Raw genomic sequence first — 25,207 nt, 5'->3', positions numbered from 1 at the left:
TGATAAGAATGTCAAAATCTGATTTTGTATTAAAAAGAATTTTGTATATTTTATTTTCAATGATTGGCTTAATCACTCTTTGGCCTTTGATTATTTTATGCTGGATAATTGCTGCAATAGAAACTCGTAGCAATGGTTTTTTTATTCAAAAACGCGTCGGACAACACGGAAATATTATAAGCATATATAAAATAAAAACTATGTATGCAACCAATAATTCGAGAAGCCACATAACTGCAAAAAATATTTCATCAATTACAAAATCAGGCGCTTACTTCAGAAAATATAAACTTGATGAATTGCCTCAACTATTTAATGTTCTTTTCGGGAGTATGAGCTTTGTCGGGCCTCGCCCTGATGTCCCGGGTTATGCAGATATGTTAGAGGGGAATGATAGGGTGATATTACTGTTACGGCCAGGAATTACAGGGCCGGCATCCATTAAGTACAAAAATGAGGAGTCGCTACTGTTATCTGTCGTTGATCCTATTTATTATAATGACAACATTATCTGGCCCGACAAGGTAAAGATAAACAAGGAATATTTCTTTAATTACTCCATGTTAAGTGACATCAAATACATTGTGCAAACACTTTTAAAGTGATTTTATGTTAAACACACCATTCGATCCCTGGCCTAACTTCACTGATGAAGAGGCTGATGCCGTTAAAAATGTCCTTTTATCCAATAAAGTCAATTACTGGACGGGTACCGAGTGTCGCGAATTTGAAAAAGAATTTGCTGCATGGGTGGAAACGGATTACGCGATCGCGCTCGCCAATGGCACACTTGCACTGGATGTAGCGCTCAAGGCACTCGGGATTGGCGTTGGCGATGAAGTGATCGTCACGCCGCGTACTTTTTTGGCCTCTGCAAGCTGCATCATCAATGCCGGAGCCGTGCCAATTTTTGCCGACGTAGATCGAAACAGCCAGAATATTACTGCAGAGACAATAAAAGCAGTAGCCACACCACGCACCAAGGCAATCATCTGCGTCCATCTGGCAGGTTTTCCCTGCGATATGGATCCAATCATGGAACTGGCAAACACGCATAATCTATATGTGATAGAAGACTGCGCTCAGGCTCATGGGGCACGCTATAAGGGCCGTATGGTAGGCAGTATTGGGCATATTGGCGCATGGTCATTTTGCCAGGATAAGATCATGACTACAGGCGGTGAAGGCGGCATGGTGACAACCAATAATCGCGACTGGTGGTCTGTCATGTGGTCATATAAAGATCACGGCAAATCTTGGGAAGCGGTGTATGAGAACTCGCACCCACCTGGTTTCCGGTGGGTACATGATTCTTTTGGCACCAACTGGCGAATGCTTGAGATGCAGGCGGCGATCGGGCGCATTCAGTTGCAGCGCATGCCTTTATGGTCGGCGCAGCGGCGGGGGAATGCGGAAAGAATCGGTGCGACATGCCAACGATACGCTACCGTAAGGGTGCCTTACGTACCGGCGAATATCGAGCATGCCTACTATAAATATTACGTATTCGTTAAACCTGAAAACCTGGCAGATGGCTGGACACGTGACCGCATCATAAACGAAATCTCAGGTAGAGGTGTGCCGTGCATGCAAGGCACTTGTCCAGAGGTGTATCTGGAAAAGGCATTTGACAACACGAATTATCGTCCGCTGAATCGCTTAAAGGTGGCACAGGAATTAGGTGAAACCAGCATCATGTTTCTTGTGCATCCAACCCTTACCGCAACAAATATGGAGCAGACATGTCAGACAATTGACGAAGTGTTGGCGATGGCTACCATTGAGAAATTAGTTACCAGGCATCAATAACACACATCGTACCCATCGTAAGAATTCAGCTTACATCCAGGACGGACTATCGATCTCCTGAAGTTTTTATTTCCAAGCAGATTTTTCGCGTCAGGAAGATATAAAAATTTCCATATTGGGTGATGACACTACAAAGTCGTGAATATCTTCCTAATAAGACTGTAAATCATCATGAAAAATGGTTCACGATAAAATAAAATGAAGGCATTGATATTTTATGATTCCATGGATGAAGATTGTCCATCTTGGGGACACTGCGGTTATGATTCCGGCTGCTGTCGCAATTATGGTTTATTTTATTACTGGCAGAGCATGGCGCACGGCTTGGCAGTGGGTTCTACTATTTACCGCAGGCATTAGTCTGGTTGCGATCTCAAAAATTGCTTTTTTAGGCTGGGGTTCAGGCATTCACGCAATTGATTTCAAAGCCCTCAGTGGCCATGCGACTTCTACGACTGCAGTTATTCCAGTGTTATTTTATCTTCTGCTGCAACGGTTTCCACCATTAATACGAGCAACAGGAATATTACTTGGCATCATATTTGGTATATTGATGGGCATTCTTCTCGTTGTGTTAAAAGAACACTCTGTTTCAGAAGCCGTTGCTGGATGCATTCTCGGTGGAATTGTCAGCTTCAGTTTTATTTGGATTTCAGGCCCCTTACCATCATTCAACCTGAATCCCTGGATTCTTCCATTGAGTGTGTTTGTCTTCATGACTGTCTGGTACGCTGAACCAATATCCATTGAAAATTGGATGGAACGCATAGCACTTTATCTGTCGGGGCAAGAGAAAACATACAACTGGGAAACGTGGGAATTAAATACCTAATTCAGTGCCTACTAAATAAATCATTTTGCTGATGTGCGTCTCATATACAGCCTGAGTTTTTATGTACTAAAAAATTTTTTACCTTAACGCAATGGGGGCGTTGCTGTAAAATCAACGCCCCCATACTCACGCCCTAGTACGCTTTAATATTTATACGCCCCCAAATCGTTTACGGTAGTTGACCGTATTGCGGCATCAAAATCAGTTGACGGCGCATAGCTCGTGGAACCTTTGCCAATTGCTGGTGATGTACTACCAAGGCGATAGTTTCCGCCACCAGTACGAATGTAGTTCACGAATTGTGGAGCAGCAGCTACATCACTGGTGTGGGAGCTACCCAGATTTCCCCAATTGGTATTATTTCCATAAATCAAGTTATTGGTATAGGTATTAGCGCCTTGCGACCCCTCCTCGTGCACACCGATACCCTGATTGTCATAAATAATATTATTTGCAACAATGAACCCATGGGATTGTGTGGCAAAATCATTTGCAGTAATGACAATACCACCCCCATCGAGAGAAGGATTACCATTGCCAAACATCGTATTATTCACGATCTTGCTCGTATACGAGTTATGCCCTGTGTTAATCGCATAACCGACAACACGATAAATAATGTTATTGGAAACAGTTCCATTCGGGATGGATGGATAAATTCCCTGGACTCGGAAACAAGTAGTCCCCAAAGGGCCAATATCGTTGACGACATTGGAGTCAGCTAGAAACCCGCTTTTCCCATTGTAATTATCAAAACCGATACCTGCGCCACCATATCCCGTACAACCTACGGCGGGAATATTATGCACATGATTGTAGCTTGCAATATCGCCACTGCCTGAGTGATTAATGCCAACAGCACCACCGCCTGTCACATCAAATCCAAGGATGGCAACATAGTCTCCATTATTCTGCCAGGCAGCAGTTGTTCCAGTTCCCGGGGAAACAATTTTTGCTCCCCACTTGTTATCGGACACATACGTGATATAGGCGCTTGCAGTACCGCTTGAATTCGTGGTGACCTGCTCATTGTAGGTACCGTCGGCAACATGCACGATATAACCGGCGGTGGCCACGGACGCAGCCTTCTTGATGGTTTTGAACGGGGCGGCTTGCGTACCAGGGTTGGAGTCAGAACCCGTGGTTGCCACGTAATAATTTTTTGTACTCGTTGCAACCGGTGTTGTGGTTGATGATGTGGTAGTTGATGTTGTGGTGGTCGGTGATGTGGTCGTTGATGTCGAAGTGGTTGGTGATGTGGTGGTTGATGTCGAAGTGGTTGGTGATGTGGTGGTTGATGTCGAAGTGGTTGGTGATGTGGTGGTTGTCTGCTGCCAATAATGCCTTCTTGCAAGCAGTTGCGCATCTGTTTGGGTAGCATCTGTACCGGAACCACCCCCGCAAGCTGCAAGCAATACGGTTAGACTTGTGCACAACATTGCGCGCGCTTTGAGTTGAAAGATTGTCGAATTATGCAATTAAAATTCCTCACAATGTCAATAAAATGAATGGTTTTTGAGGAACCTCAACTGTTTAAGTTCCGCAATATTTCAATAAAAAAATCATTTCATTGTGGAATTAACAATCTTTTGTGCAATAAAAACAATACATTCAATCGCATCGGAGAATGGCCATTTACAATCGCACAAATGAGCAATCTTACTATCTCGATAAAGGCGCTAGCGCAGCGTATTATCAAGGTAAATTTCTTTTAAGAATCGTTGAGATCAAGAAGATGCTAGCGGTATAGGCTACAGAACGCTTTGGTAGCGTCAGCGCCATCCATACACGCTATTCGGAATGGGAAAACCGGTTTTCGAAGTATTACGAGGAGAAGAATAGGACTTACTGAATATACGGTTTCAGAAGGCATCACCTGCCGAAGGCAAGTATTGATGGCACAATGATAAAAGTGCCATTGATGCAAGAGACGATTACTTCAAATCCGGCCAATCGGGGCGACTGTCAGATGCGGTCGGAACTACTACAGCTAAACTTCCCCGCCTTCGGTTTGTCGCATCACTACAGGATGTTCAGTGCCGGCTACCGCAGCATCGGCACGCCGAAGCCAGCTCTCGCGCCAATAGAGATATTCGCTACGGGGGCAATTATTAACGCATACGCCTTGGCAAATCACGCCTTTCAAAGCGACGGTATTGGTCAAGTTAACCATCTTGCCATTTTGCTCCAAAATAATCTTTTTAACGGGAAATTCGACTTGGTAGCGCCCGCCAAGAGCATCGGACATTGTGGGTTTGAAAAATAAACCACAATTACTCCCCTTAGAATCGAGGAATTCCCGGATTTCCTCTGGGCTTTTAACATCAACCCATTCGCCTGCCTGGAGATTCAAATCCCCCTTATTTTTTTTCCCCTGTGGCCCGACCAGATATCCAGGTTCTTCCCATCCAAAAAAACGGTGTTGCACTGTGCGTAAAATAATTTTCAGGAATTCATGCAGCGATAGTTCTCCATGCAAAATCTCTCGAATAAATGGCGTAATGTCCCATCGGGACAGTTCCCTTGTTGCGGTGTATAGCTCAGTAGATTGACAAAAATATCTGCCATCACGCCGAGTCGGGAGCTGGTTTAACCAAGTTAGCGCAGTACTATCAAGCGGTGCTTCGGCTTGCAATGGTTCAACATCCGCCTCCAGCGGTTTCAGCCATGCTTCTTTCCAAAAAAACAGGCAGTTCCGCTGACAGCCATCGTGGAATCCTCCATCGCACCGCATATCTTGCAGGAATACGGTCGATTTCATGCTGCGCAAGCCATGCCCGGCTACGCAGGTCTTATCGGCGCGACGCGAAACGCGGATACGGCTACCGCAATAACGCGCCATTTCCGGCATAAACAAAACACCGTCGAGTTTGCCATCGGCATCAAGCGTTGCGGCAATTTCGCGGCTGCTGCGCACCTCAACCAATTGACCATGCAAAAGGTGCAGGGGCTTATCAGGATTAGTCATGCAGATCCTTCAGGATCATAAAAGCGGTTTTGAATTGTTCGCACCTGATCAGCGGATACATCAGAAGTCTTTTTAAATCTGATCATCAATTTTTCAGGATCAATTGATCTTCAAGCATGTATCCAGAGTGGATAGAATCAGATTCCCCTTTTGAAGCCAAAAATCAAAATTAAACCTACGATACGGCCGAATATCTTATGCATTCTCTTGCGATATCTGTCGCTGAGTGTGATCTCCCATTAACGCAGTAGTACACGGCCACTATAGTTTTGAGGATACCTTGATCAGGCTCTTCTCATTGAATGCATATTCAGCGTGTTCCTTATTGCCATAGCCGTAGCCATAACCATAGCGCCCGGATCTTGGCTTCAAATCATTGAACAAGACGCCTTTGGCTGCCAAGCCGGCCTGGTTCAGGCGCTTAAGCGATTCTTTGATTTCCGCAACAGTACTGACTCCCGCACGGCTCATGATATAAATCGTGCCGGCATGTGAACCGACGATTATTGCATCGGAAGCAGCCAGGATAGGTGCGGAATCAATCAAAATAAGGTCATAACTGGCAGACAAGGATTGCAGCAACATGCCGAAATTTGGTCGCAATAGCAATTCGGATGGATTCAGGGGCAACCGTCCCGTGGAAATGAAATCCAGATTCTCCATCGCCCCCCGATGTATCACCTGATCGAGTTGCATCTCTCCAGAAATAACCTCGGATAATCCATCCGATCTGCCCATGCTGAAGTATTGATGAAGATGTCCGCTACGCAAATCCGCATCAATCAGCAAGACTCTTTTTCCAGACGTGGCGATAATTGCTGCCAGATTGACCGAGACGAATGACTTGCCCAATCCAGGTGTGGCGCCGCTCATCTGCACTATATTGTTTGTAGCGTGCAGCATCGAAAATTGCAGGGCAGTGCGAAAAGTCCGCAAACTTTCGATGGCGCCGTCGGTAGAGGAAACATGCGCCAAAAGCGGTATTTTCTGCGATTTGGCACTGACTTTTTTATATAAGTCCCTTAATTTTTTACTATGAGGGATGGTGGCATAAACCGGTACTCCGAGCGTTTTCTCGATGATGCGAGGATCGTCTATTTCCCGCTTGAGGGATTTTTTAATCAGGACACCAATCATGCCAAGAAACAGACCGGTCAGCGCAGTCAAAGCGATCACCAACGGACGATTCGGTTTCACCGGTTTTTCCGGGACCATTGGATTATCTATCAAGCGTACATTGCTCACCTTACCTACCGCGATCAAGCTAAGTTGCTGTGCAGTTGCCAGCAACTGGCTATAAAGATCGGAAGTGACTTTAATATCGCGCGTCAGGCGCAGCTCTTCCTGCTGCAAATCAGGAAACGATTTCAAATGCCCGTCAATCGACTTGATTTGAGCATTGATTTCCCTCAACTGAGCATCGACGCCCATTACCAGTGGGTGCGCCTGCGTAAAACCAACCAGCAACTCGGTTTTCTTTTGCAGCAATTCTGAGCGTTTGACTTTAGCCGCAGCAGATTGTTGCAAATCTACTCTAGCTTCCTCCCCCAAATCAAACGTGTTATGGCTGTTACGGAATTTGTTGTATTTGCTTTCGGATTGCTCCAATTTCTGTTTAAGATCCGGCAGCTGTTTATTCAGGAAAGCGAGCGACTTCTCAGCCTCTTCAGTTCTGCGTGCCGCGTTTTGACGCAAATATTCTTGGCCAATCTCTTTTAAAGTATCGTTGGTTAATTGCGGATTCTGGCCTTGAAGCTTGATTGCTATCACGCCGGATTGCTTGACCGGTTCTGCAACTATCAAAGATTTTTGCACGCTTTCAATGGTGCTTAGTCTGGATGCGCGTTTGAGAAGGAATTCGGTACCGGGTTTGGCGGCGAGATTTTCCACCTGCAATTCAATGCGCCCTGCCCCGGTGCCGGCATCCAGCGCGCTGCCAACCCTGCCTTGCAATGCAATGGCGTGTTCTTCTTCGCCCAGGCGATATTTTCCGTTGCCTTCTGCTGTAAGTACAAAATCGCGATTTTGCAAAGAATCCGGCACATTAAATTTCGAAACTTTGATGCTCTCCGAACCCCATGCATAACCGCCATGGCCAAATATCCCGGGATCGGAGAGTTGCTTGTTAAAACTAGCGAGCGTTGCACCAACAAGGGGGAAATATTTGGGCTGTGCAGTGATGTAAAGCTGTAAATTATCAACGGCGCTAGAAACTACCAAACGTGATCCGAGAAGCTCCATTTCAGCTATCGCCGCAGTCTTAACCGCATACGTCGAGCCGATTTCGCCGACTAAGTTATTGGACTGGTTCGGGCTGCTCTCCTCAACCTGAACCAGCATGCTTGCTTCATAGACAGGCTTGGCTACAAACGCATAGGCTACGCCCAACAGCGTAATCACGAGCACTATGCCGGCAATCAGCCAGCGATTATCCAGAAAAGTATCGAGATAAGCGGCCAGGTCAACCTCGTCATCATGCATGACCGGAGGCATTGGCTGCGGAATCGGGGTTGGGACAGCTTGTGGAATAAGTTGATTCATCATGATTATTTGAATCCAATTTAAGCATGTAAAAAATAATGCCGAACATAATCAAGCCACTGCAACTACGCTCAGCCCCCCCTAAATCTCTTCGCAAAATCCCATTCTCAACCATGCCCAGCCTATGCAGTCGGGACCTAATATTTTTCTACAATGCTTGCCAATGCATGTCGTTTCATATCGCCAGCATGATGCGCAAGTCTAATCACCAGTTCGTCCACTCCTTGCGAAATCAGATCGCACGCATGCCTGAACGCGGGCAAGCCCTGCCGGTATGGGTCCGGAATATCGATTCCGCTCGCCTCGCACAGCCGAAATACCTTGCCTTTCGATTCTGGATACCGACTCTGAATAAAGCGCTTTTGGCTTTCATCCATTGCCAGGATGACATCCGCCTCAATTACCATCCAGGCAGCAAGGTTCCTTGCCCGGTGCGCGCCTATATCGATACCCTGCTCCCGCATTAGCCGAATCGCCATGGGGTCGGCCGGTTGGTTCACAAGCGCACTGATGCCGGCAGAAAGTACGACCTGATCCGGCAACGCATGTTTAAGCAAACCCTCTGCCATGGGACTGCGGCAGATATTGCCGATACAGATGAACAATATGCTGTTCATCACCTGATCGGCCCCAAAACTGACGATAACGGGCCGGGCAACATCAGGCTGAGCGTGCGATGCCAGTTCGCCAATCCTGAAGCGGCGACATAGATCACGTCCTTCGGATTGAGTTCGAAGCCCTCCGCCATCGCCAGCGCCCCGGGCGAACTTGCATCCAGTTGGTATACCAGCCGTTCACTACCCGATTTGCGCACCACGTACACTTGTTTGCCATCGCCAGTGATTGGATTGATGCCGCCGGATTCGCCCAGCGCTTCATTCAGCGTCAGGCGTCCGTTATGCATGGTGAGTGCTTTGGGGGTAACTACCTCTCCCGACACAAAAACCTTGCTTTCATCACGGGAAACCACGCGAATGACATCGCCATGCGTGAGCATGATGCCGGCTGGATTAATGCCTCTTTGCACCAATTGCAGAAGGTTAATTTGATAGGTTGCATCTCCGCGCGTGATGTAAATCTGGCTTTGATCGGCAGTCGGCAATAAGCCGCCTGCACGGTTCAACGCTTCGACCAGCGTCATCGGAATATCGTTGATCGCCTGCAGGCCAGGAGCCTTGACTTCACCGTCAATGTAAATCCGCTTGCTGCGATAGGCCTGCACCCGCAATGTGACTTTCGGATTATTGATATAACGGGCGAGCTTGGATGTGAGCAGATTGCGCGCCTCCTCCTCTGTCAGGCCGGCAAGCTTCAGAGCGCCGGCATACGGAAATTGCACCATGCCCTCGTGATCCACCACAAAACCTGCAGGAGGAGATGTCGTAGCCACAGTATCCACACCCGCCAAACCCGTTGCCGAGATTTGCATGGCGGCGCCTGCGAGCTCGGGATGTTCCCACACCACAATCGAAAGTATGTCACCGCTCTGGATGCCGTATGGCTGCGGGGGTGCGACCAAACGACTTATATCCTGAATCACTTGCTTCTCGCGCTGCTCCTTCTCCACTTTCAGCAGTTGCGGCGTAATGGGTTTGATCACCGGACTGATGTCAGATACCACCGTTTCAGAAGCGGATGTGGACGTTGGCGCGGATGCGGAGGAGTCCATATGCATGCCGGGAGCGATGCTGGCACACGCTGCAAGCAATGGCAGCAATGCAAACGCACTGCATCTATTACGGAAGGAGATTGAAAAAATATGCATATTTGCCTCAATTTTCCTGTTTGGACTACCTAAAACAACAGGGGCTGTCATCGTTTGCCTGCACTTGACACCGATATTGGCAAAAGTCGCTTTTTGTAGCGCTCCATACGCATTTTTTAAAACTGCTGCGCCTCAACCGGGGTCATCGTTTTGTATCCGCAAAGCACGCGCCCACGTGTTAAATATTGACGATTTAACACATATTTGGTTTGACACCGCTCAAACAAAATCTTAATGGCAATGCAATTATTTTGAGAGAACGCGGACGCAAGATTGCGCGCAGCGCCATAGCGCCGCCGGCAATCTACTTCCGACTATTGGATTGAAAGCTACTGAAAACGCATGCGGACAAGCCCGGCCGGGCTGCTTCTGTGGCGAACTTACTCCTGCTCCCGGAGACGCTTGAAGGCCTCGTCGATGCGCTCCACGGCGATAATGGTCAATCCTGCGATTGTCTGTTTGGGCGCATTCGATTTCGGGATCATCGCGATCGAAAATCCGAGCTTGGCAGCCTCGCGCAAGCGCTCCTGGCCGCGTGGCGCCGGGCGGATTTCGCCGGCCAGGCCGACTTCGCCGAACACCACCAGGCCGCGCGGCAGCGGTTTGTCGCGCATCGAGGAATTGATTGCCAGCAACACCGCCAGGTCGGCCGCCGGTTCGGTGATCTTGACGCCGCCGACCGCATTGATGAACACGTCCTGATCGAACGCGGCCACGCCGGCATGCCGATGCAGCACTGCCAGCAGCATCGCCAGCCGGTTTTGCTCCAGGCCGACCGATAGCCGTTTCGCATTCGGCGCGTGGGAAGTATCGACCAGCGCCTGGATCTCGACCAGCAACGGCCGTGTGCCTTCCTGCGTGACCATCACGCAGGAACCGGGCACCGCGTTGTCATGCTGCGACAGGAACAGCGCCGACGGGTTGGAGACGCCTTTCAAGCCTTTTTCGGTCATCGCGAACACCCCCAGCTCATTGGCCGCGCCGAAGCGATTCTTGACCGCGCGCACCAGCCGGAAGCTGGAATGCGTATCGCCTTCGAAGTACAGCACGGTATCGACGATGTGTTCCAGCACGCGCGGCCCGGCCAGCGCGCCTTCCTTGGTCACATGGCCGACCAGGATGATGGTGATGCCGTTCTGTTTCGCCACCCTTGTCAGTTGCGCCGCGCACTCGCGCACTTGCGCCACCGAGCCGGGCGCGGAACTCAGCGCGTCCGAATACACGGTCTGGATCGAATCGATGACCACCACTTCCGGCTTGATGTCGGCCAGCGTGCCAAGGATTTTTTCCAGCTGAATTTCAGCTTGCAGCTTGAGTTCCTTGGCGTCCACCATCAGCCGCTTGGCGCGCATGGCAATCTGTGCGCCGGACTCCTCGCCGCTGACGTACAGGGATTTTTTCGAGTGGGACAGATTTGCCAGCGCCTGCAGCAGCAGCGTCGATTTGCCGATGCCGGGGTCGCCGCCGATCAGCACCACGCCGCCGGCGACCAGACCGCCGCCGAGCACGCGGTCGAATTCCTCGATGCCGGTGCCGAAGCGCGGCACGTCGATCGCCTCGATATCGGCCAGGCTCTGCACCGGCGCGGTTTGCGCCAGCGCCTGCGGTTGCGCTGAGAAACGGTTGGAGCCGGTCTCCACGATCGTTTCGAGCAGCGTGTTCCACTGCCCGCACGCCTGGCACTGGCCGGTCCATTTGCCCGATACGCCGCCGCATTCGGTGCAGGTGTAATTGGTTTTTGCCTTAGCCATCGCTCATCGGCGCTTGCGCAGCCTTCATACAGTTACAGAAAACAATGGGGTATATGAAAAAAATAGTATTTTTCGCATATATTCATTGCGGCATTAAAAATACACTGCGCAGTATACTTTACGCCGGAGAACCTTCCACAATCCGCACCCGGGCTGCCAGCGCGCACATCAATTCATAGCCGATGGTGCCGGCGGCCTGCGCCACCTCATCGATCGGCAAGCCCTGCCCCCACAAGGTGACGCTGCTGCCGATGCGCGCGCCCGGCACGTCGGTCAGGTCAACGGTAATCATGTCCATCGACACCCGGCCGACAATACGGGTTTTCACACCATCGACGATGATCGGGGTGCCGTTCGGCGCGTGGCGCGGATAGCCGTCGGCGTAACCGCAGGCTACCACGCCGATCTTCATCGGCCCTTCGGCGCAGAAACGGCTGCCGTAGCCGACCGCATCGCCCGGCACGATATCCTGGATGCCGATGATTTCGCTTTGCAGCGTCATCGCCGGCAACAGGCCGAACTCGGCCGCGCTCTTGCCGCCGGGCGTGCCGCCGTACAGCATGATGCCGGGACGCACCCAATCGGTCTGGATTTCGGGATGCAACAGATCGGCGGCCGAATTCGACAGACTGACTTCCGCTGCCAGTCCTTCGGTGGCGGCGCGGAAGCGGCGCACCTGATCCATCAGCGGAAAAGTAGTGTTTTTGGCGTCATCGGCATTGGCCAGGTGGGTCATCAGGGTGATCTTGCCCACCGCCGGCATCGCGCTCAGGCGCGCAAAAGCGGCCCGAAAGGCTGCCGGCTTGAAGCCGAGCCGGTTCATGCCGCTGTTCATCTTCAGGTGCACCTGCAACGGCGCATCAAACCTGGCCTGCTCCAGCAACGCGATCTGCTCGTTGCAATGGACCGCGAATTCCAGCCGGTGCGCATTGACGACAGCCAGATCGGAGGCATCGAAAAAACCTTCCAGCAACAGGATCGGCTTGTTCCAGCCCAGTTCGCGCAGGCGCACCGCCGCTTCGATTTCGATCAGGGCCAGCCCGTCGGCCGCAGCGAAACCGCGCATGCCGCGCTCCAGGCCGTGGCCATAGGCATTCGCCTTGAGCACTGCCCAAGTTCTGGCAGTCGGAACTTGCGCTTTGGCAATAGCTAAATTGTGCTGCATGGCAGCAATGTCTATGATGGCAACAGTAGGTCTTGGCATGGGCAAACCTGGCAAAGAAAGTGCGTGTAATGGAAAAAGTAATGTCCGACGTACATTTTACCGGAGCCGCCCGGCAACACCCAGATTCTGCCGAATGCCGCATATTTTCATGGTATAAAGCAAGCCGGATGTATTCCGTTACCGTCAGGATTTACACAAATAATTACTTCTACAGCAACACAGCCATAGCCGGCTGCACCGCTTAGACAAAAGAATTCATGTTCTCAACAACAAGTGAGCCAACAGCCGAATGAAACGCGGTTTCTACATCATCATGGCGGCGCAGTTCTTTTCTTCGCTCGCCGATAACGCCCTCCTCATCGCTGCCATTGCGCTGCTGGCGCAATTGAAATCTCCGGAATGGATGACGCCGCTGCTCAAGCTGTGCTTTGTGCTGTCCTATGTGCTGCTGGCGGCATTCGTCGGCGCTTTTGCCGATGCGTTGCCCAAAGGCCGCGTGATGCTCGTCACCAACCTGATCAAGGTTGCCGGCTGCGCGCTGATGTTCTTCAGCGTCCATCCGCTGATTGCGTATGCGGTGGTGGGCTTTGGCGCAGCCGCGTATTCTCCGGCCAAGTACGGCATCCTGACCGAACTGCTGCCGCCCGAAAAACTGGTGGCGGCCAACGGCTGGATCGAAGGCTTGACCGTCAGCTCCATCATTCTCGGCACGGTGCTGGGCGGAGCGCTGGTCAATCCGGCGATTGCGGCGACGCTATTGCGGTTTGATTTCCCGCTGCTCGACTTTGGCGTCGACACTCCGATCGAGGCCGCCCTGTGCGTGATCGTCGGCGGCTATGTGCTGGCGGCTGCGTTCAACCTGAAGATCCCCGACACCGGCGCCCATTACGATCACCAGGAACGCAATCCGATCAAGCTGTTCCGCGACTTTGCCCATTGCACGGTGATTCTGTGGAACGACAAACTGGGCCAGATTTCGCTGGCAGTCACCACTTTATTCTGGGGCGCCGGCGCCACGCTGCAATTCATCGTGCTGAAATGGGCAGAGAAATCGCTGCATATGCCGCTCGACAAGGCTGCCATTTTGCAAGGCATCGTGGCAGTCGGGGTGGCGCTGGGTGCGATCGGTGCGGCCCGCTTTATTCCGCTTAAAAAATCCCTGTCGGTGATGCCGATGGGGATTGCGATGGGTATGGTAGTGATCATGATGACGCTGGTGCACTCGGTCTGGATCGCCTATCCGTTGCTGGTCCTGATCGGCATCCTGTCCGGTTTCTTCGTGGTGCCGATGAATGCCTTGCTACAACATCGCGGCCACGTGCTGATGAGTGCAGGCCATTCGATTGCGGTACAGAACTTCAATGAAAACCTGTCGATACTGACCATGCTGAGCCTGTATGCACTGATGATTTCACTCAATCTCGACCTCAATGCGGTGATCGTCCTGTTCGGCCTGTTCGTGGCTGGCACCATGTACCTGGTCATGCGCAAGCACGCCGCCAACCAGCACGAATACGATTCGGTGGCACTGATTGGCGAGCACAAGCACTAAGCCTGTCGAAATATATATACTCACCAGGCATAGCATGATTACCACATGCATTCAGTGCCTTACGAATGCATACCCACGGTATTTTAGTTATTGAACAGCGGCATTAAATTGCGCGTCGACGGCGCTGATGCGCTCTGCCGCGCCAGTCGTCCGGCACGATGAAGCCGCGGCTGGTTTCCAGCAAACAATCCCCGTGCTGCCGCAGCAGCGCCACCATTACCGGCATCGTGCTGTGTTCGAATTGTGCTGCCAGCGTGGATATCAATTGCGGCTTGTCCAGCGCCGCAGCTAGCGGCATCCGGACCGGCGCCAGCCAGGACAGGCGCGGCAAAATCGCCAGCCGTTCCGCCCGTACCGCTGCGAATTCCGGCAGCGTGCACCAGAAACCGCGGCAATGCGCCGGCGACAAGCCCATCGCCGGCGGCAATCGATCGCCGCCGTGGTAGAACAACCAGCCCTTGATCAGCGCCCGGGCCGATACGACAGGTTGCGGCAAATGGATTTGCGCCGCCGGATGCTGTGCCAGCAGCAGTTGGCGGTCGAGGATCTTGCGCATCTTCGCACCCAGCGTATCGGTCAAGCTCGGGCCGACGAAATAATCGGCCTCCAGCCCGGCTCCGCCCGATTCCAGCAGGTAAAACTTGGTCGCAAACTCCCAGTGCAGCAGCGCAGTTTCTGGCGCGGTTTCATCCCACAGCAAAAAATCGAACTCGCCCACCGTATCGTCCTTGCTGGCGCGCACCTGGATGCCGTGGGCGAACAGCGTGCCCTGATGCAGGAAATAGTATGCCAGCAGCTTTTCGGCGTATCGGCCCAGCCGGGTAAATGGCCCTATATCGAGAAACGCATGCAGTCCGGCCGGTGCTGCATCGAGTTTTGCCAGCCAGTCCACTGCGGCCTGATCCACTGCACCGCCCAACGTGGCGATCAGGCCGCGCCATTGCGGCGCCTGCAGGTCCAGCAAATCCGGCGCACTCAGCAGCCATGCCAGAGAACGCACATGCGGATCGCGCAGATGCCCCCAGCGCCGATGGAAATCGGCCTGGCAGGTGACGGGCAGCGCGGGCTTACTCAGCGTTTCGGTCGGCGGTTTGATTGACATAAGCACCCAGCGCCAGGCAAAGGTCATCCCATGTCTCGCGTTTTGCCATCGGATTGCGCAGCAAATGGGCGGGATGATAGGTAACCACGGTCGGCGTCTGATTGACACGATGCAACCGGCCGCGCAGCGACGATAAATGGGTATCGACCTCACATCCCAGCAGCGCCAGCGCAGCCGTCTTGCCGAGCGCCACGATTACTGCCGGCTGCAGCAAGGCGATTTGCCGCTCCAGATACGGTTTGCACGAGGCAATCTGTTGCTGCGACGGCGCATGGTCGGCACCATTTGCATCGGTCGAGCGGCATTTGACGATATTGGCCAGATACACGTCGACATCGCGCTTGAGTCCCATCGCGGACAGCATGCTATCGAGCAATTTGCCGGCAGAGCCCATGAAAGGCTCTCCCTGCAGGTCTTCGGTATGGCCGGGGCCTTCGCCGACAAACAGCCATGTGGCTTGCCGGTCGCCGCTGCCGAATACGGTCCGGCTGCGCCCCTGGCACAGGTCGCAGCCGCGACAGGCAGCAACCGCAGCCTGCAATTGCTGCCAATCCATCGCGGCGGTCTCTGCCGCGGACGGCAAGGTCGCCGGATCGGTTGTCAAACGGCGCATCGTCTTTGCCGAGGGCGATTCATCCCAGGCGGCATCCGCGCCAGCCGAAGCCCCCCCGGCCGGCGCCGGCGACACGGCGCCCGGCTGGACTGCAGGCAAGGCGGCGGCGTCAGCACCGCTCTGCGTCCGAACCGGCAGGTCAAAATCGGCATCGGCATCGCGGCGGACCCAGATGGCGCCCACGCCCATTTCCTGCAAGAAAGCGGCGCGGCGGCGGGATTCCTGCCTCATAGAGACAACCGCATCACGATGGCATCTTCGCGTGCATCCCCGGCTGCCGGGTAATACGCCTTGCGGCGCCCGATTGACACAAAACCGTAATGTCCATACATATGTATCGCACGCGCATTGGATGGGCGTACCTCCAGCAGAATCGAAGTCAGCCCCAGTTCGCGTGCCATCGACACCGCCCGCTCCAGCAGCGCACGGCCGAATCCTCGTCCCTGCAAATCGCCCCGCACGCTGATATTGAGCAAATGCCCTTCATCCACCGCCGTCATCAGCAGGAAGTAACCGAGCAAATTACCCGCATCATCGCGCGCCGCCCAGGCCTGATAGCCGCTGTCCAATGCATCCTGAAAATTGCCGCGAGTCCACGGATACGGATAGACGGTATTTTCGATGGCCGTTACGGCATCCAGATCTTCCGGCAGCATCGGCGCAAAACGCATCGGCAATGTCGAGGAAAAAAAAGATTGGGCGTTCACCGGGCCGCTCCGGCCTTGAGTGCCAACCGTTCCTCGGTGGTCAGCGCAATCTTGTTGCGCAGATAAATCGGCTGCGCCTGTTCCGCGGTCAAGATATGGCCGGCTGCAAATGCCGTACGCGCCAGCCGCGCCACCGACGCTGCATAAGGCATCACTTCGGCGTACGCCTGCTGCATCCACGGGTAAATTTGCGTCTGCAACGCGAACTCGCCCGGATACGCGGAAAAACCATTGCCGCAAGCAACCAATCCATCTTTGCACTGCGGCAGCACATCGGCGACCGCCGACAGAGTCGGCTCGATTACGGTGCGCCAACCATCAACGTAACTGTATTGAGCCCAATACACTTCGCCCATGCGTGCATCCAGTACAGCCAGCACTTCATGCTTGCCAGTTTCGGCTCGGCAAGCCTCGGCCATCGCCAGCAAGGTAACAATCGACACTACCGGCAAGTTCGCTCCGAACGCCAGGCCCTGAGCAATGCCGCAAGCGGTGCGCACGCCGGTAAACGCGCCGGGGCCGGCGCCAAAAGCGATCGCCGCGCATTGCGACAGGCGCAGATCGGCTTGCGCCAATACGCTTTGCACCATCGGCAGCAAGGTTTGGGAGTGGGTCTGGACGCCTGACGATTCGCGCACCAGCAGCGTATCGCCCTGCAGCAAGGCAGCAGAAGCAAGTTCGGAAGATGTTTCGATGGCAAGGATGATAGGCATCCGCATATTTTACCGCGACGGACGGATCCGTCCTACCGCCTTTAATCGCTCAGAACATCACATAGATATAGGGGGAAATCTCGGCGTCCTGCTCGTTGCCGGCAAAAGCCGCGTGCGCTGCGCGCGCCAGGTCAGCGATGCGGGCGGCTTCGCCGGCCAATTCACTACGGCCGAGAGCCGTCCAATGCGCAGCAAGGCGGCGCTCAAAGTCCTCGAAGTCGATGCAGGAAGGGGCAGTAAAGTCGTCGCGCGTCATCGAGCACGTCGAACGGCGCGCATAGTAGCTGAGCCGGGAAACATCGGGTTGCACCGGGAATGGCTGGATGCCGCTGGCACGCATGCGCTTCGCCATCGGCATCAGCACATCATCGAAAAACGTCCCGACAACTTCGCGCAGCTTGTCATCTTCAGTCGAGCGCATAAGTCTCCCTCCAGTTTTCCTGGTCGTCCAAAGGCGGCTGATCTCTGCGCCACAACAGCGCATCCTCCAGCACGAGAAGGTCCATCTCGGTGCGCATGAAACAGCGATACGCGTCCTGCGGGGTGCAGACGATAGGCTCGCCACGCACATTGAACGATGTATTGACCAGCATGCCGCAACCGGTAAGCTGCTCGAACGCTTTAATGAGGGCGTAATACTCCGGGTGCGTGTAGGAATCGACGGTCTGGATGCGCGCGGAATAATCGACGTGGGTGATAGCAGGCACATCGCTGCGGGGCTGATTGATTACAGACATCATGTCATCGTTCCCACCATCGAAGCACGCCTTGTCCATGGGCAGCCGGCGGGCCTGCTGGACCGGCGCAACCAGCAGCATGTATGGACTATCGCACGCAAGGTCGAAGTATTCGGCGCAGCGCTCGCGCAACACGCTCGGTGCGAATGGCCTGAACGATTCGCGGAATTTGATCTTCAGATTCATCACCGCCTGGGTATCCTTGTTGCGGGGGTCGCCCAATATCGATCGGGCTCCGAGCGAACGCGGCCCGAATTCCATCCGGCCGGAGAACCAGCCGACAATCTTGCCATCGGCCATCGCATGCGCAACGATTTTGACCCGCTCGGCCAGATCTGCAATGCGCTCGTGCGGAAAACTCTTGCGCTTGAGAAAGGCCACTACCTCATCGCCGGAGTAACGAGGCCCCAGATAACTGCCCTTCTGCGCATCGCACCCGCTCGGATCGATGCTGCGCGGCTGGTCGAAATACATGTGGTTTGCGAGCAGCGCCGCACCGAGCGACCCGCCTGCGTCGCCTGCTGCAGGCTGAATCCAGACCTTGTCAAAGATGCCATCTGCGGCCAGCTTGCCATTCGCGACGCAGTTCAGGGCCACGCCGCCGGCCAGCACGATGTTTTTCTCGCCGGTAATATCACGCAAGTGCCGCGCTGTCCTGAGCACGATCTCCTCCGTGATTTTTTGCACGCTGGCGGCGAGATCCATTTCGCGGCGCGTTATCGGCGATTCGGGCTGCCGCGCAGAACCGCCGAAGAGCGACGCGAAACGTTCCCCCGTCATCACCGCTCCGTCCATATACCCGAAATATGACATGTTGAGGCGGTAGGATCCGTCGAGGCGCACGTCGATCAAATGCTTGCAAATCGCATCGTAATACTTTGGTTCGCCGTAAGGTGCCAGACCCATCAGCTTGTACTCGCCGGAGTTCACCTTGAAGCCGCAGAAATAGGTAAAGGCGCTATACAGCAGCCCCAGCGAATGCGGGTAATCGATTTCGGAAAAAAATTTTATGTTGTTGCCTTGCCCTGCGCCCAAACTGGTAGTGGCCCACTCGCCGACGCCGTCGATCGTCAGGATGGCCGCGCGCTCGAACGGAGACGGGTAAAACGCGCTGGCCGCGTGCGCCATATGATGTTCGGCGCACAGTACCCGCCCCTCGCGGCCAAGCGATCCGATGCAGCGCTGCACATGCTCGTTTACCCAAACCTTCTCGCCCAATAACGCAGCTGCAGCCGTCACGAACTGCGTGCGTCCGCCCACACCTGCCGCCAGCGCATTTTCGACTATGCGATCAAAGGTAGCGATGGGATTGTCGTAAAAAACCACCGCATCAAGATCTGCCGCGTCGATGAAAGCCTCTTCCAGGCAATAGTTGATTGCATTCTCGGGAAAGCGTGGATCATGCTTCTTGCGGGTAAACCGCTCTTCCTGTGCGGCGGCGATAATTTCACCATCCCGGACCAAAGCTGCGGCTGAATCATGATAAAAAGCCGAGATACCGAGGATGATTTTCCCCATATGAAGCTCCCTTGCGTTTAGCGTTGCCCAGCCAGAAGTTGCTCTATCAGCGGCGCCAGCGACCGGGCCAGTACGTCGTGCCCCTCGGGCGTAAAGTGGATGTCTTTCTCCCAGCGCAAGCGCCGCCGCTGCGCCGGGCTACATTGCCGCAAGTCGGGCAGCGGGTCGTACAACGCGCATCCCAGCTCGGCCGCCAGTTCGGCAAACCGGGCTTGATAAGGCGAGGCATCGCAGGTTTCATCGATGTGTTGGGGCAGCGGGATCGGCATGATCAGCACCGGCTTGCCAATCGAACGCACCCATTGCGCGAGGATGGCGCGCATCAGCTGCCAGCCGGGGCTATCGCCGGCGTTGTATTCGGGCACCGGCTGGTAGTGGGACAGGCGCTGCATCGCCTCCTTGGCGCCGAGAGCAGTCACCACTTTCCTGAGCAGCGGAAAGCGGCCACCGCTATCTACCGCGCCACTTTCCTCGGGCGACAATTCGTGCGCCTCAAGCGGATCGGGCCGGGGCGGAACGTGATGCAGTTGCAGCAGTTCGCGCTCAAGGGTGTAGTAGGGCTTGGCATAAATGCGCTCGCGCCCGGCTTCGTCGTGATGCGGCCGGTATCGCGCCGCGACACGCCGCACGTTCTCGACAAACACGGCGATCACCACGAGATCGCACTCTATGCCCTGCGCAAACTCGCGCCACACCAAGTACTGCTGATCGGTGCCGCTGGAAGACAGGCCGAAGTTATAGACTTCCAATGCGGGTATTCTGGCTTCAAGCAGATCGGTATACCGCTGGTGATTAGCCACTGCATCGCCGGCGGTGAATGAATCGCCAAAAAACAATACGCGTCGGCAACCGTTGCTGCGCTGTTTCACAAACGGTCGGTCTGAGCGGAACCCGGCCTCATTGACCCGAATCAAATACCCGCCGCCCTCGTGCGGTATCCGCGCCCTGAGGTTCGGAATGAAGCGATAGCCGACTACCGGGTGATATTCGTAAAACTGTCTCATCGCACCTTCCCGGCCATTGTCAGCAGGCGGGGATAAAATCCGGCTGGATTCCCTCACCTGCGACTGAATACGGTATTGCTGCTGTTAACAGATCAATGTTTCTTCTTGAAAACCCTGTGCCAAGCCGGCTTCAGGCTGCGACTGCGTTTAGTATGTTTGGTGAATCGCCCGATGGTCGACGCATTTTTCAGGAACGCTTCGGGCGAATTTTAAGAACTTTTAAAATCTCCCTGTTGTGCAAACTCCGTCGCACTTCCCTTGCATAAGGTGTGATGGGCATAACGAAATCCGATGCTTGAGGGGTTCGCACCGAAAACTGACTCATTACGAATTATTGAAGTTCAATATAATCAAGCTACACGGATCAAACTTGATAATTATCAAATTAGTAATTATTCGTACATGCGCCCTCGGAGGGCGACATGTGTCCTTAACCGATATGCCCACCGCTCTTCTGCACAACATACGCTCATGCTCAGTCTGACTCTTGACAACGATAATCGCAGCCGGATTTCTGCTGCACTCAACGATAACCGCTGGGTAATTGCCTGCCTGTGCGCAGCATGGTGTGGCACCTGCACTGATTTCAGGAACAGTTTTGAAGAGCTGGCCGCACGGCACCCGGATAAGCAGCTGGTCTGGATCGATATCGAGGATCAGGCCGATGTGGTCGGCGATCTCGACATCGACAACTTCCCCACCCTGCTGATCCAGCACGGCGACACGGTCGCTTTTTTCGGCACCATACTGCCGGACATGCGTCTGGCCGACCGCCTGATCCAGTCGCAACTGGAGAAAAATGATGCTGACTTGCAGGCGGAAGCGCACGGCAGCGCCGAGCGGCGCGACTGGCAGCGCGACTGCAATCTGCGCACCTTATTGGATGCAGCGGCATGACCGTCAGAACTTCCTGAGCACTGCAGCATCCAATTGGACCGGGCAATGCAGTCCAACCAACCGCATCGGAGCGCAGCATGAAGCAAAACCGCACGGAACGCGACACCTTCGGCACCATAGAAGTCCCGGCAGATCGGCTTTGGGGCGCGCAAACGCAGCGCGCGCTTGAGCACTTCGCCATTTCCAGCGAACGCATGCCGGACGAATTGATCATCGCGCTGGCAACCATCAAAGGCGCCTGCGCCTGCGTCAACCGGGACTTGGGCCTGTTGCCGGTTGCCAAGGCCGATGCCATCATCAAGGCTGCTGAAGCAGTCAGCGCGGGCCGCTATCCGGCCGAATTTCCGCTGGCGATCTGGCAGACCGGGTCCGGCACCCAAACCAACATGAACATGAACGAAGTGCTGGCCAATGCCGCTTCCGAGCTGCTGAACGGAACGCGCGGCGAGGCGCGGCTGGTGCATCCGAATGACGAAGTCAATCTCGGCCAGTCGTCGAACGACATCTTTCCGAGCGCAATGCATGTGGCGACCGCTGCCGGCATTGTAAAAACGCTGCTGCCGGCAATACGGAAATTGCGCATGACGCTGATCGAAAAATCGCTGGCATTCGATGACATCGTCAAGATCGGCCGCACCCACCTGCAGGATGCAACGCCATTGACGCTGGGCCAGGAATTTTCCGCCTACATCAGCCAGCTGGAACATGCGGAATCCTGCATCAGCACCACGCTGCCGGCATTGTATGCACTGGCGGTCGGCGGTACGGCGGTCGGCACCGGCTTGAACACCCACCCGCAATTCGGCCAGCGGGTGGCGGCGGAACTGGCGCGAACCACCGGCTTGCCATTTACCTCGGCAGCCAACAAGTTCGCGGCGCTGGCAAGCCACGATCCGCTGGTGTCCACCCACGGCGCATTCAAGACGCTGGCGGTGGCCTTGATGAAAATTGCCAACGATATCCGCTGGCTGGCCTCGGGGCCGCGCTCGGGCCTGGGAGAAATCAGCATTCCGGAAAACGAGCCCGGCAGTTCGATCATGCCCGGCAAGGTCAATCCGACCCAGTGCGAGGCGCTGACCATGCTGTGCTGCCAGGTGCTCGGCAATGATGTCGCGATCGGTTTCGGCGCTGCTTCCGGCAATTTTGAATTGAATGTGTTCAAGCCGCTGATTATTCACAATATGCTGCAAAGCCTGCGCCTGCTACGCGACGGCATCAACAGTTTTGATCGCTACTGCGTCAGCGGCATACAAGCCAACCGCTCGCGCATCGCCGAACTGATGGAACGCTCATTGATGCTGGTGACGGCTCTGGCACCCCATATCGGCTACGACCGCGCGGCCCAGATCGCCAAAAAAGCGCATCACGACGGCAGCACGCTGAAACAGGCTGCGCTGGCATTGGGTTATGTGACCGGAGAAGATTTCGAGCGCTGGGTGCAACCGGCGCAGATGACGCGCAATACCACCCCATGAAAACATGAAGTCAAACCGGAGTATGCCAATTTTCATGGTGTTTTGTGCATATTTTTGCTGCGACATTTTAAAATACTCCAGATAATTATCAAAGAAATCAAGATGACCATCAAACTCAGGGAAGAAGCCCGGCTGCGCCTGATCGGATCCATCCAGCGCTATTTTTCAGAAAACATGGAGGAACCGGTCGGCGACCTGAAAGCCGCGCTATTGCTGGATTTCTGTATTCGGGAAATCGGCCCCAGCATCTACAACCAGGCCATCCTGGACGCGCAATCGCACCTGCAGGATAAGGTTGCCGAAATGGATGGCGATTGCCATGAAACGGAATTTGCCTATTGGCGCAGCACGAAATAAGCCGCATCTGCGATCATTGGCTGACGGCGGCGATTGTCCGCGTATAATTGCGCTACTTCGCCCATCTTTCATCTTCTTGCACCAAGAGACGCTCGCCAGGAATCGTGTTCACAATGAAAAATTCAAGTCTCGATGACGACATAAGCCTTCCCAGCCGCTTTGAAAATGATCTATTCAAAAGCGAAGGCAAGCCCTTTGCTTTTGATCACGGCGATCTGCGCACCTTGCACTTTGATGAAAAATTCATTCAAAGTGCAATGCGCATTTCCGCGCCGGACCGCTTGTTGCTCACTTACACCCAGGCAATGATGGCTTTTCTGCTATTCAATCCCGAACCGCGCCATATCCTGATGATTGGATTGGGCGGCGGCTCCCTTGCCAAATACTGCTATCGGGCGTTGCCCGCAACCCGTATCACCGTGCTTGAACTGGACGCAGACGTCATCAACCTGCGGCATAAATTCCTCATTCCAGACGACGACGAACGCTTTCAGATCATGCACACAGATGCAGTCGACTATCTGGCCGCCATGGACCATCAGGTCGACATCATCCTGCATGATGGCTTCAGCGCCGACGGCCTCGCGCCATCGCTCAGCACCGAGGCATTTTACCGGCGCTGCCGCAGCGTACTGGAACACGACGGCGTTCTGGTTTCGAATCTGTGGGGAGATGCCGCCGACCTGGTGCCCGTCATGCAGCGGCTGCATGCGGTCTTTGACGACAGATTGTGGTGGACCGGCGCCAGCGGCAGTTTCAACCGCATTGTCTATGCAGCCAAAAACATCGATGAAGCCATGTTCCGCTCGTCACTGTCAAAACGCACGATGCAACTCGACTTGCGCCACAGCTTCTCTTTTTCCGACTTGGCCGACCGCTTGCAAACTGCGTACGGCAAAAGCCGTGCGGACTTCGAGCAGGCTGCGGGCAACGACATGCGCACCGCCTTCCTGCAAGGCGTCACCAGCGCCGCCTGAGCTTGCGGCCGGCATCCATCAACGCCGGTTCATCCAGACTTGTGTTATCCCGCACCGCCGCAGTTTCGAGGATAATGCCCCCTCCCTGATTGTATTGATCTGTCATGCCCAACTCTGTATTTCCGCAGCAAAAACCTTCGATGTCGCTGGAGCAGGCAATTGCGCAAACGATTGCCCATTGCCAGGCCGGCCAATGGCAGCAAGCTGAAGTTCTGTACCACGCTCTCAAGCAAACCCAAACGTCCTTGCACCAGGGGCAACACTGGCTCGGTTACATCGATGCGCTGATCAAGGCCGGAAAACCTCGGCTCGCGCCGCAGGTAAGCGGGGAAATGCAGGAAAAAACACCGGAAATCCAGCCGGAGCAATCGCCTCCCGCCGACATCAGGCCAACCCGCCCGCCCAATCCAGGCTATACCGCAAAGCTGCCGCGCTGGCCGTGGAAAATGGCGCTCGGCAACAGCCATGCGCCGGGCCGCAGCCAGATTTACCTGCTGCTGGCGCACTACCGGGCGGCCCGCTATGCGCAGGCGGAAGCCCTGGCGCGCAGCCTCGCGCACGCCTATCCCCGGCACGCCCTGGGCTGGAAAGTGCTGGTGGCCGCGCTGCAGATACAGGGCCGCACGGCGGAAGCAGAGCAAGCCCGGCAGCAGCGCAGGAGCAGCCGCGCCAGCTACCGCAAAAACCGCCATCCGGGATCGCAGGGCATTACTGGATAAATAAG

At 54.4% G+C, this 25,207-nt stretch carries 26 protein-coding genes and 1 pseudogene; 10 read left to right on the top strand and 17 right to left on the bottom strand.

All coding sequences use genetic code 11. The features are described from left to right. From HMCN_RS0108300 to HMCN_RS0108290, 3 genes are all read left to right on the top strand, one after another. On the top strand, positions 1-605 hold a 605-nt coding region (locus HMCN_RS0108300; RefSeq protein WP_238552039.1), incomplete at its 5' end, for a sugar transferase. A 4-nt stretch (positions 606-609) separates the two neighbouring features. After that, positions 610-1,809: a DegT/DnrJ/EryC1/StrS aminotransferase family protein gene (locus tag HMCN_RS0108295; protein WP_025916945.1), complete on the top strand. Its 1,200-nt coding sequence runs from the start codon at positions 610-612 to the stop codon at positions 1,807-1,809. A 229-nt stretch (positions 1,810-2,038) separates the two neighbouring features. Then, positions 2,039-2,641 (top strand): phosphatase PAP2 family protein, encoded by a 603-nt coding sequence (locus HMCN_RS0108290; protein ID WP_025916944.1) that lies wholly within the window; start codon positions 2,039-2,041, stop codon positions 2,639-2,641. A gap of 143 nt (positions 2,642-2,784) precedes the next feature. On the opposite strand, the gene HMCN_RS18630 is transcribed toward HMCN_RS0108290, so the two are convergent. From HMCN_RS18630 to HMCN_RS0108255, 7 genes and pseudogenes are all read right to left on the bottom strand, one after another. Continuing rightward, complete coding sequence (locus HMCN_RS18630; RefSeq protein WP_238552037.1) at positions 2,785-3,717, bottom strand: right-handed parallel beta-helix repeat-containing protein; 933 nt, start codon at positions 3,715-3,717, stop codon at positions 2,785-2,787. Then, positions 3,718-3,792, bottom strand: a pseudogene (locus HMCN_RS20105) (DUF1565 domain-containing protein); the annotation flags it as partial. Next, positions 3,773-3,979 (bottom strand): hypothetical protein, encoded by a 207-nt coding sequence (locus HMCN_RS19550; RefSeq protein ID WP_025916943.1) that lies wholly within the window; start codon positions 3,977-3,979, stop codon positions 3,773-3,775. The gene HMCN_RS19550 and the pseudogene HMCN_RS20105, both read right to left, overlap by 20 nt. Before the next feature lie 652 nt (positions 3,980-4,631). Further along, complete coding sequence (locus HMCN_RS19210; protein ID WP_155837484.1) at positions 4,632-5,609, bottom strand: hypothetical protein; 978 nt, start codon at positions 5,607-5,609, stop codon at positions 4,632-4,634. 261 nt (positions 5,610-5,870) lie between these two features. Beyond that, entirely contained in the window at positions 5,871-8,153 is a 2,283-nt protein-coding gene (locus tag HMCN_RS0108265; protein WP_238552035.1) for a polysaccharide biosynthesis tyrosine autokinase, read from the bottom strand. 134 nt (positions 8,154-8,287) lie between these two features. Then, entirely contained in the window at positions 8,288-8,767 is a 480-nt protein-coding gene (locus HMCN_RS0108260) for a low molecular weight protein-tyrosine-phosphatase (protein ID WP_025916939.1), read from the bottom strand. Next, entirely contained in the window at positions 8,767-9,750 is a 984-nt protein-coding gene (locus HMCN_RS0108255; protein ID WP_238552034.1) for a polysaccharide biosynthesis/export family protein, read from the bottom strand. Before HMCN_RS0108255 ends, HMCN_RS0108260 begins: the two co-directional genes overlap by 1 nt. Here HMCN_RS0108255 and HMCN_RS19205 point away from each other — a divergent pair. Beyond that, a complete protein-coding gene (locus tag HMCN_RS19205) occupies positions 9,737-10,150 on the top strand; it encodes a hypothetical protein (RefSeq protein WP_162174121.1) in 414 nt (137 codons plus the stop codon). The genes HMCN_RS0108255 and HMCN_RS19205 overlap by 14 nt on opposite strands. Positions 10,151-10,295: 145 nt before the next feature. Here HMCN_RS19205 and radA read toward each other — a convergent pair whose 3' ends face one another. Continuing rightward, positions 10,296-11,666, bottom strand: coding sequence for a DNA repair protein RadA (gene radA / locus HMCN_RS0108250; protein ID WP_025916937.1), 1,371 nt, complete (start codon positions 11,664-11,666; stop codon positions 10,296-10,298). Positions 11,667-11,784: 118 nt separating this feature from the next. Next, complete coding sequence (gene alr / locus HMCN_RS0108245; RefSeq protein ID WP_025916936.1) at positions 11,785-12,870, bottom strand: alanine racemase; 1,086 nt, start codon at positions 12,868-12,870, stop codon at positions 11,785-11,787. Positions 12,871-13,120: 250 nt separating this feature from the next. Here alr and lplT point away from each other — a divergent pair, with 250 nt between their 5' ends. Next, positions 13,121-14,383 (top strand): lysophospholipid transporter LplT, encoded by a 1,263-nt coding sequence (gene lplT, locus HMCN_RS0108240; protein WP_025916935.1) that lies wholly within the window; start codon positions 13,121-13,123, stop codon positions 14,381-14,383. A gap of 103 nt (positions 14,384-14,486) precedes the next feature. On the opposite strand, the gene HMCN_RS0108235 is transcribed toward lplT, so the two are convergent. Genes HMCN_RS0108235 through HMCN_RS0108205 form a run of 7 tightly spaced genes read right to left on the bottom strand, consistent with a single transcriptional unit; the run spans position 14,487 to position 20,777 of the window. Beyond that, positions 14,487-15,485, bottom strand: a complete 999-nt coding sequence (locus HMCN_RS0108235) for a DUF1853 family protein (protein WP_025916934.1) — start codon at positions 15,483-15,485, stop codon at positions 14,487-14,489. Then, positions 15,451-16,329, bottom strand: coding sequence for a uracil-DNA glycosylase family protein (locus HMCN_RS0108230; protein WP_025916933.1), 879 nt, complete (start codon positions 16,327-16,329; stop codon positions 15,451-15,453). Before HMCN_RS0108230 ends, HMCN_RS0108235 begins: the two co-directional genes overlap by 35 nt. Next, positions 16,326-16,805: a ribosomal protein S18-alanine N-acetyltransferase gene (gene rimI, locus HMCN_RS0108225; protein WP_025916932.1), complete on the bottom strand. Its 480-nt coding sequence runs from the start codon at positions 16,803-16,805 to the stop codon at positions 16,326-16,328. The genes HMCN_RS0108230 and rimI overlap by 4 nt, the downstream gene beginning before the upstream one ends. Beyond that, positions 16,802-17,518, bottom strand: coding sequence for a tRNA (adenosine(37)-N6)-threonylcarbamoyltransferase complex dimerization subunit type 1 TsaB (gene tsaB / locus HMCN_RS0108220; RefSeq protein WP_025916931.1), 717 nt, complete (start codon positions 17,516-17,518; stop codon positions 16,802-16,804). Before tsaB ends, rimI begins: the two co-directional genes overlap by 4 nt. 49 nt (positions 17,519-17,567) lie before the next feature. Then, the gene (locus tag HMCN_RS0108215) at positions 17,568-17,939 is read right to left on the bottom strand and encodes a hypothetical protein (protein WP_025916930.1); all 372 of its coding nucleotides are present in this window, start codon (positions 17,937-17,939) and stop codon (positions 17,568-17,570) included. Then, positions 17,926-19,773, bottom strand: coding sequence for a carbamoyltransferase (locus tag HMCN_RS0108210; protein WP_025916929.1), 1,848 nt, complete (start codon positions 19,771-19,773; stop codon positions 17,926-17,928). Before HMCN_RS0108210 ends, HMCN_RS0108215 begins: the two co-directional genes overlap by 14 nt. A 17-nt stretch (positions 19,774-19,790) precedes the next feature. Next, a complete protein-coding gene (locus HMCN_RS0108205; RefSeq protein WP_035626333.1) occupies positions 19,791-20,777 on the bottom strand; it encodes an SGNH/GDSL hydrolase family protein in 987 nt (328 codons plus the stop codon). Positions 20,778-21,248: 471 nt separating this feature from the next. Here HMCN_RS0108205 and HMCN_RS0108200 point away from each other — a divergent pair, with 471 nt between their 5' ends. The 4 genes from HMCN_RS0108200 to HMCN_RS0108185 all read left to right on the top strand — a co-directional run bounded on the left by HMCN_RS0108200 (position 21,249) and on the right by HMCN_RS0108185 (position 24,483). After that, the gene (locus HMCN_RS0108200) at positions 21,249-21,674 is read left to right on the top strand and encodes a thioredoxin family protein (RefSeq protein WP_025916927.1); all 426 of its coding nucleotides are present in this window, start codon (positions 21,249-21,251) and stop codon (positions 21,672-21,674) included. A 77-nt stretch (positions 21,675-21,751) separates the two neighbouring features. Beyond that, positions 21,752-23,149, top strand: coding sequence for a class II fumarate hydratase (gene fumC / locus HMCN_RS0108195; protein WP_025916926.1), 1,398 nt, complete (start codon positions 21,752-21,754; stop codon positions 23,147-23,149). Positions 23,150-23,251: 102 nt separating this feature from the next. Then, the gene (locus tag HMCN_RS0108190) at positions 23,252-23,506 is read left to right on the top strand and encodes a DUF2164 domain-containing protein (RefSeq protein WP_025916925.1); all 255 of its coding nucleotides are present in this window, start codon (positions 23,252-23,254) and stop codon (positions 23,504-23,506) included. 113 nt (positions 23,507-23,619) lie between these two features. Continuing rightward, a complete protein-coding gene (locus HMCN_RS0108185; protein WP_025916924.1) occupies positions 23,620-24,483 on the top strand; it encodes a fused MFS/spermidine synthase in 864 nt (287 codons plus the stop codon). Here HMCN_RS0108185 and HMCN_RS19990 read toward each other — a convergent pair. Next, a complete protein-coding gene (locus HMCN_RS19990) occupies positions 24,467-24,589 on the bottom strand; it encodes a hypothetical protein (RefSeq protein ID WP_255342427.1) in 123 nt (40 codons plus the stop codon). The genes HMCN_RS0108185 and HMCN_RS19990 overlap by 17 nt on opposite strands. Here HMCN_RS19990 and HMCN_RS0108175 point away from each other — a divergent pair. Further along, a complete protein-coding gene (locus HMCN_RS0108175; protein ID WP_155837480.1) occupies positions 24,588-25,202 on the top strand; it encodes a hypothetical protein in 615 nt (204 codons plus the stop codon). The two genes, HMCN_RS19990 and HMCN_RS0108175, sit on opposite strands and share 2 nt — an antisense overlap. The last annotated feature ends 5 nt before the right edge of the window (positions 25,203-25,207 follow it).

The sequence above is a fragment of the Herminiimonas sp. CN genome (genome assembly GCF_000622895.1).
Lineage (GTDB): Bacteria > Pseudomonadota > Gammaproteobacteria > Burkholderiales > Burkholderiaceae_D > AVCC01.
Note: the sequence above shows the minus strand (reverse complement) of the source record. Positions and strands in the feature narration are given on the sequence as shown.

Coding starts and splice junctions, on each gene's coding strand:
- HMCN_RS0108265 (WP_238552035.1), bottom strand. CDS start 8,153: ATGATGAATCAACTTATTCCACAAGCTGTCCCAACCCCGATTCCGCAG.
- HMCN_RS0108200 (WP_025916927.1), top strand. CDS start 21,249: ATGCTCAGTCTGACTCTTGACAACGATAATCGCAGCCGGATTTCTGCT.
- HMCN_RS0108260 (WP_025916939.1), bottom strand. CDS start 8,767: ATGAACAGCATATTGTTCATCTGTATCGGCAATATCTGCCGCAGTCCC.
- HMCN_RS0108175 (WP_155837480.1), top strand. CDS start 24,588: ATGCCCAACTCTGTATTTCCGCAGCAAAAACCTTCGATGTCGCTGGAG.
- HMCN_RS0108210 (WP_025916929.1), bottom strand. CDS start 19,773: ATGGGGAAAATCATCCTCGGTATCTCGGCTTTTTATCATGATTCAGCC.
- HMCN_RS0108230 (WP_025916933.1), bottom strand. CDS start 16,329: ATGAGGCAGGAATCCCGCCGCCGCGCCGCTTTCTTGCAGGAAATGGGC.
- HMCN_RS0108185 (WP_025916924.1), top strand. CDS start 23,620: ATGAAAAATTCAAGTCTCGATGACGACATAAGCCTTCCCAGCCGCTTT.
- fumC (WP_025916926.1), top strand. CDS start 21,752: ATGAAGCAAAACCGCACGGAACGCGACACCTTCGGCACCATAGAAGTC.
- HMCN_RS19210 (WP_155837484.1), bottom strand. CDS start 5,609: ATGACTAATCCTGATAAGCCCCTGCACCTTTTGCATGGTCAATTGGTT.
- HMCN_RS0108205 (WP_035626333.1), bottom strand. CDS start 20,777: ATGAGACAGTTTTACGAATATCACCCGGTAGTCGGCTATCGCTTCATT.
- HMCN_RS19990 (WP_255342427.1), bottom strand. CDS start 24,589: ATGACAGATCAATACAATCAGGGAGGGGGCATTATCCTCGAAACTGCG.
- alr (WP_025916936.1), bottom strand. CDS start 12,870: ATGCCAAGACCTACTGTTGCCATCATAGACATTGCTGCCATGCAGCAC.
- HMCN_RS0108295 (WP_025916945.1), top strand. CDS start 610: ATGTTAAACACACCATTCGATCCCTGGCCTAACTTCACTGATGAAGAG.
- HMCN_RS0108190 (WP_025916925.1), top strand. CDS start 23,252: ATGACCATCAAACTCAGGGAAGAAGCCCGGCTGCGCCTGATCGGATCC.
- HMCN_RS0108215 (WP_025916930.1), bottom strand. CDS start 17,939: ATGCGCTCGACTGAAGATGACAAGCTGCGCGAAGTTGTCGGGACGTTT.
- radA (WP_025916937.1), bottom strand. CDS start 11,666: ATGGCTAAGGCAAAAACCAATTACACCTGCACCGAATGCGGCGGCGTA.
- HMCN_RS0108235 (WP_025916934.1), bottom strand. CDS start 15,485: ATGTCAATCAAACCGCCGACCGAAACGCTGAGTAAGCCCGCGCTGCCC.
- lplT (WP_025916935.1), top strand. CDS start 13,121: ATGAAACGCGGTTTCTACATCATCATGGCGGCGCAGTTCTTTTCTTCG.
- HMCN_RS19205 (WP_162174121.1), top strand. CDS start 9,737: ATGGGTTTGATCACCGGACTGATGTCAGATACCACCGTTTCAGAAGCG.
- tsaB (WP_025916931.1), bottom strand. CDS start 17,518: ATGCCTATCATCCTTGCCATCGAAACATCTTCCGAACTTGCTTCTGCT.
- HMCN_RS0108290 (WP_025916944.1), top strand. CDS start 2,039: ATGAAGATTGTCCATCTTGGGGACACTGCGGTTATGATTCCGGCTGCT.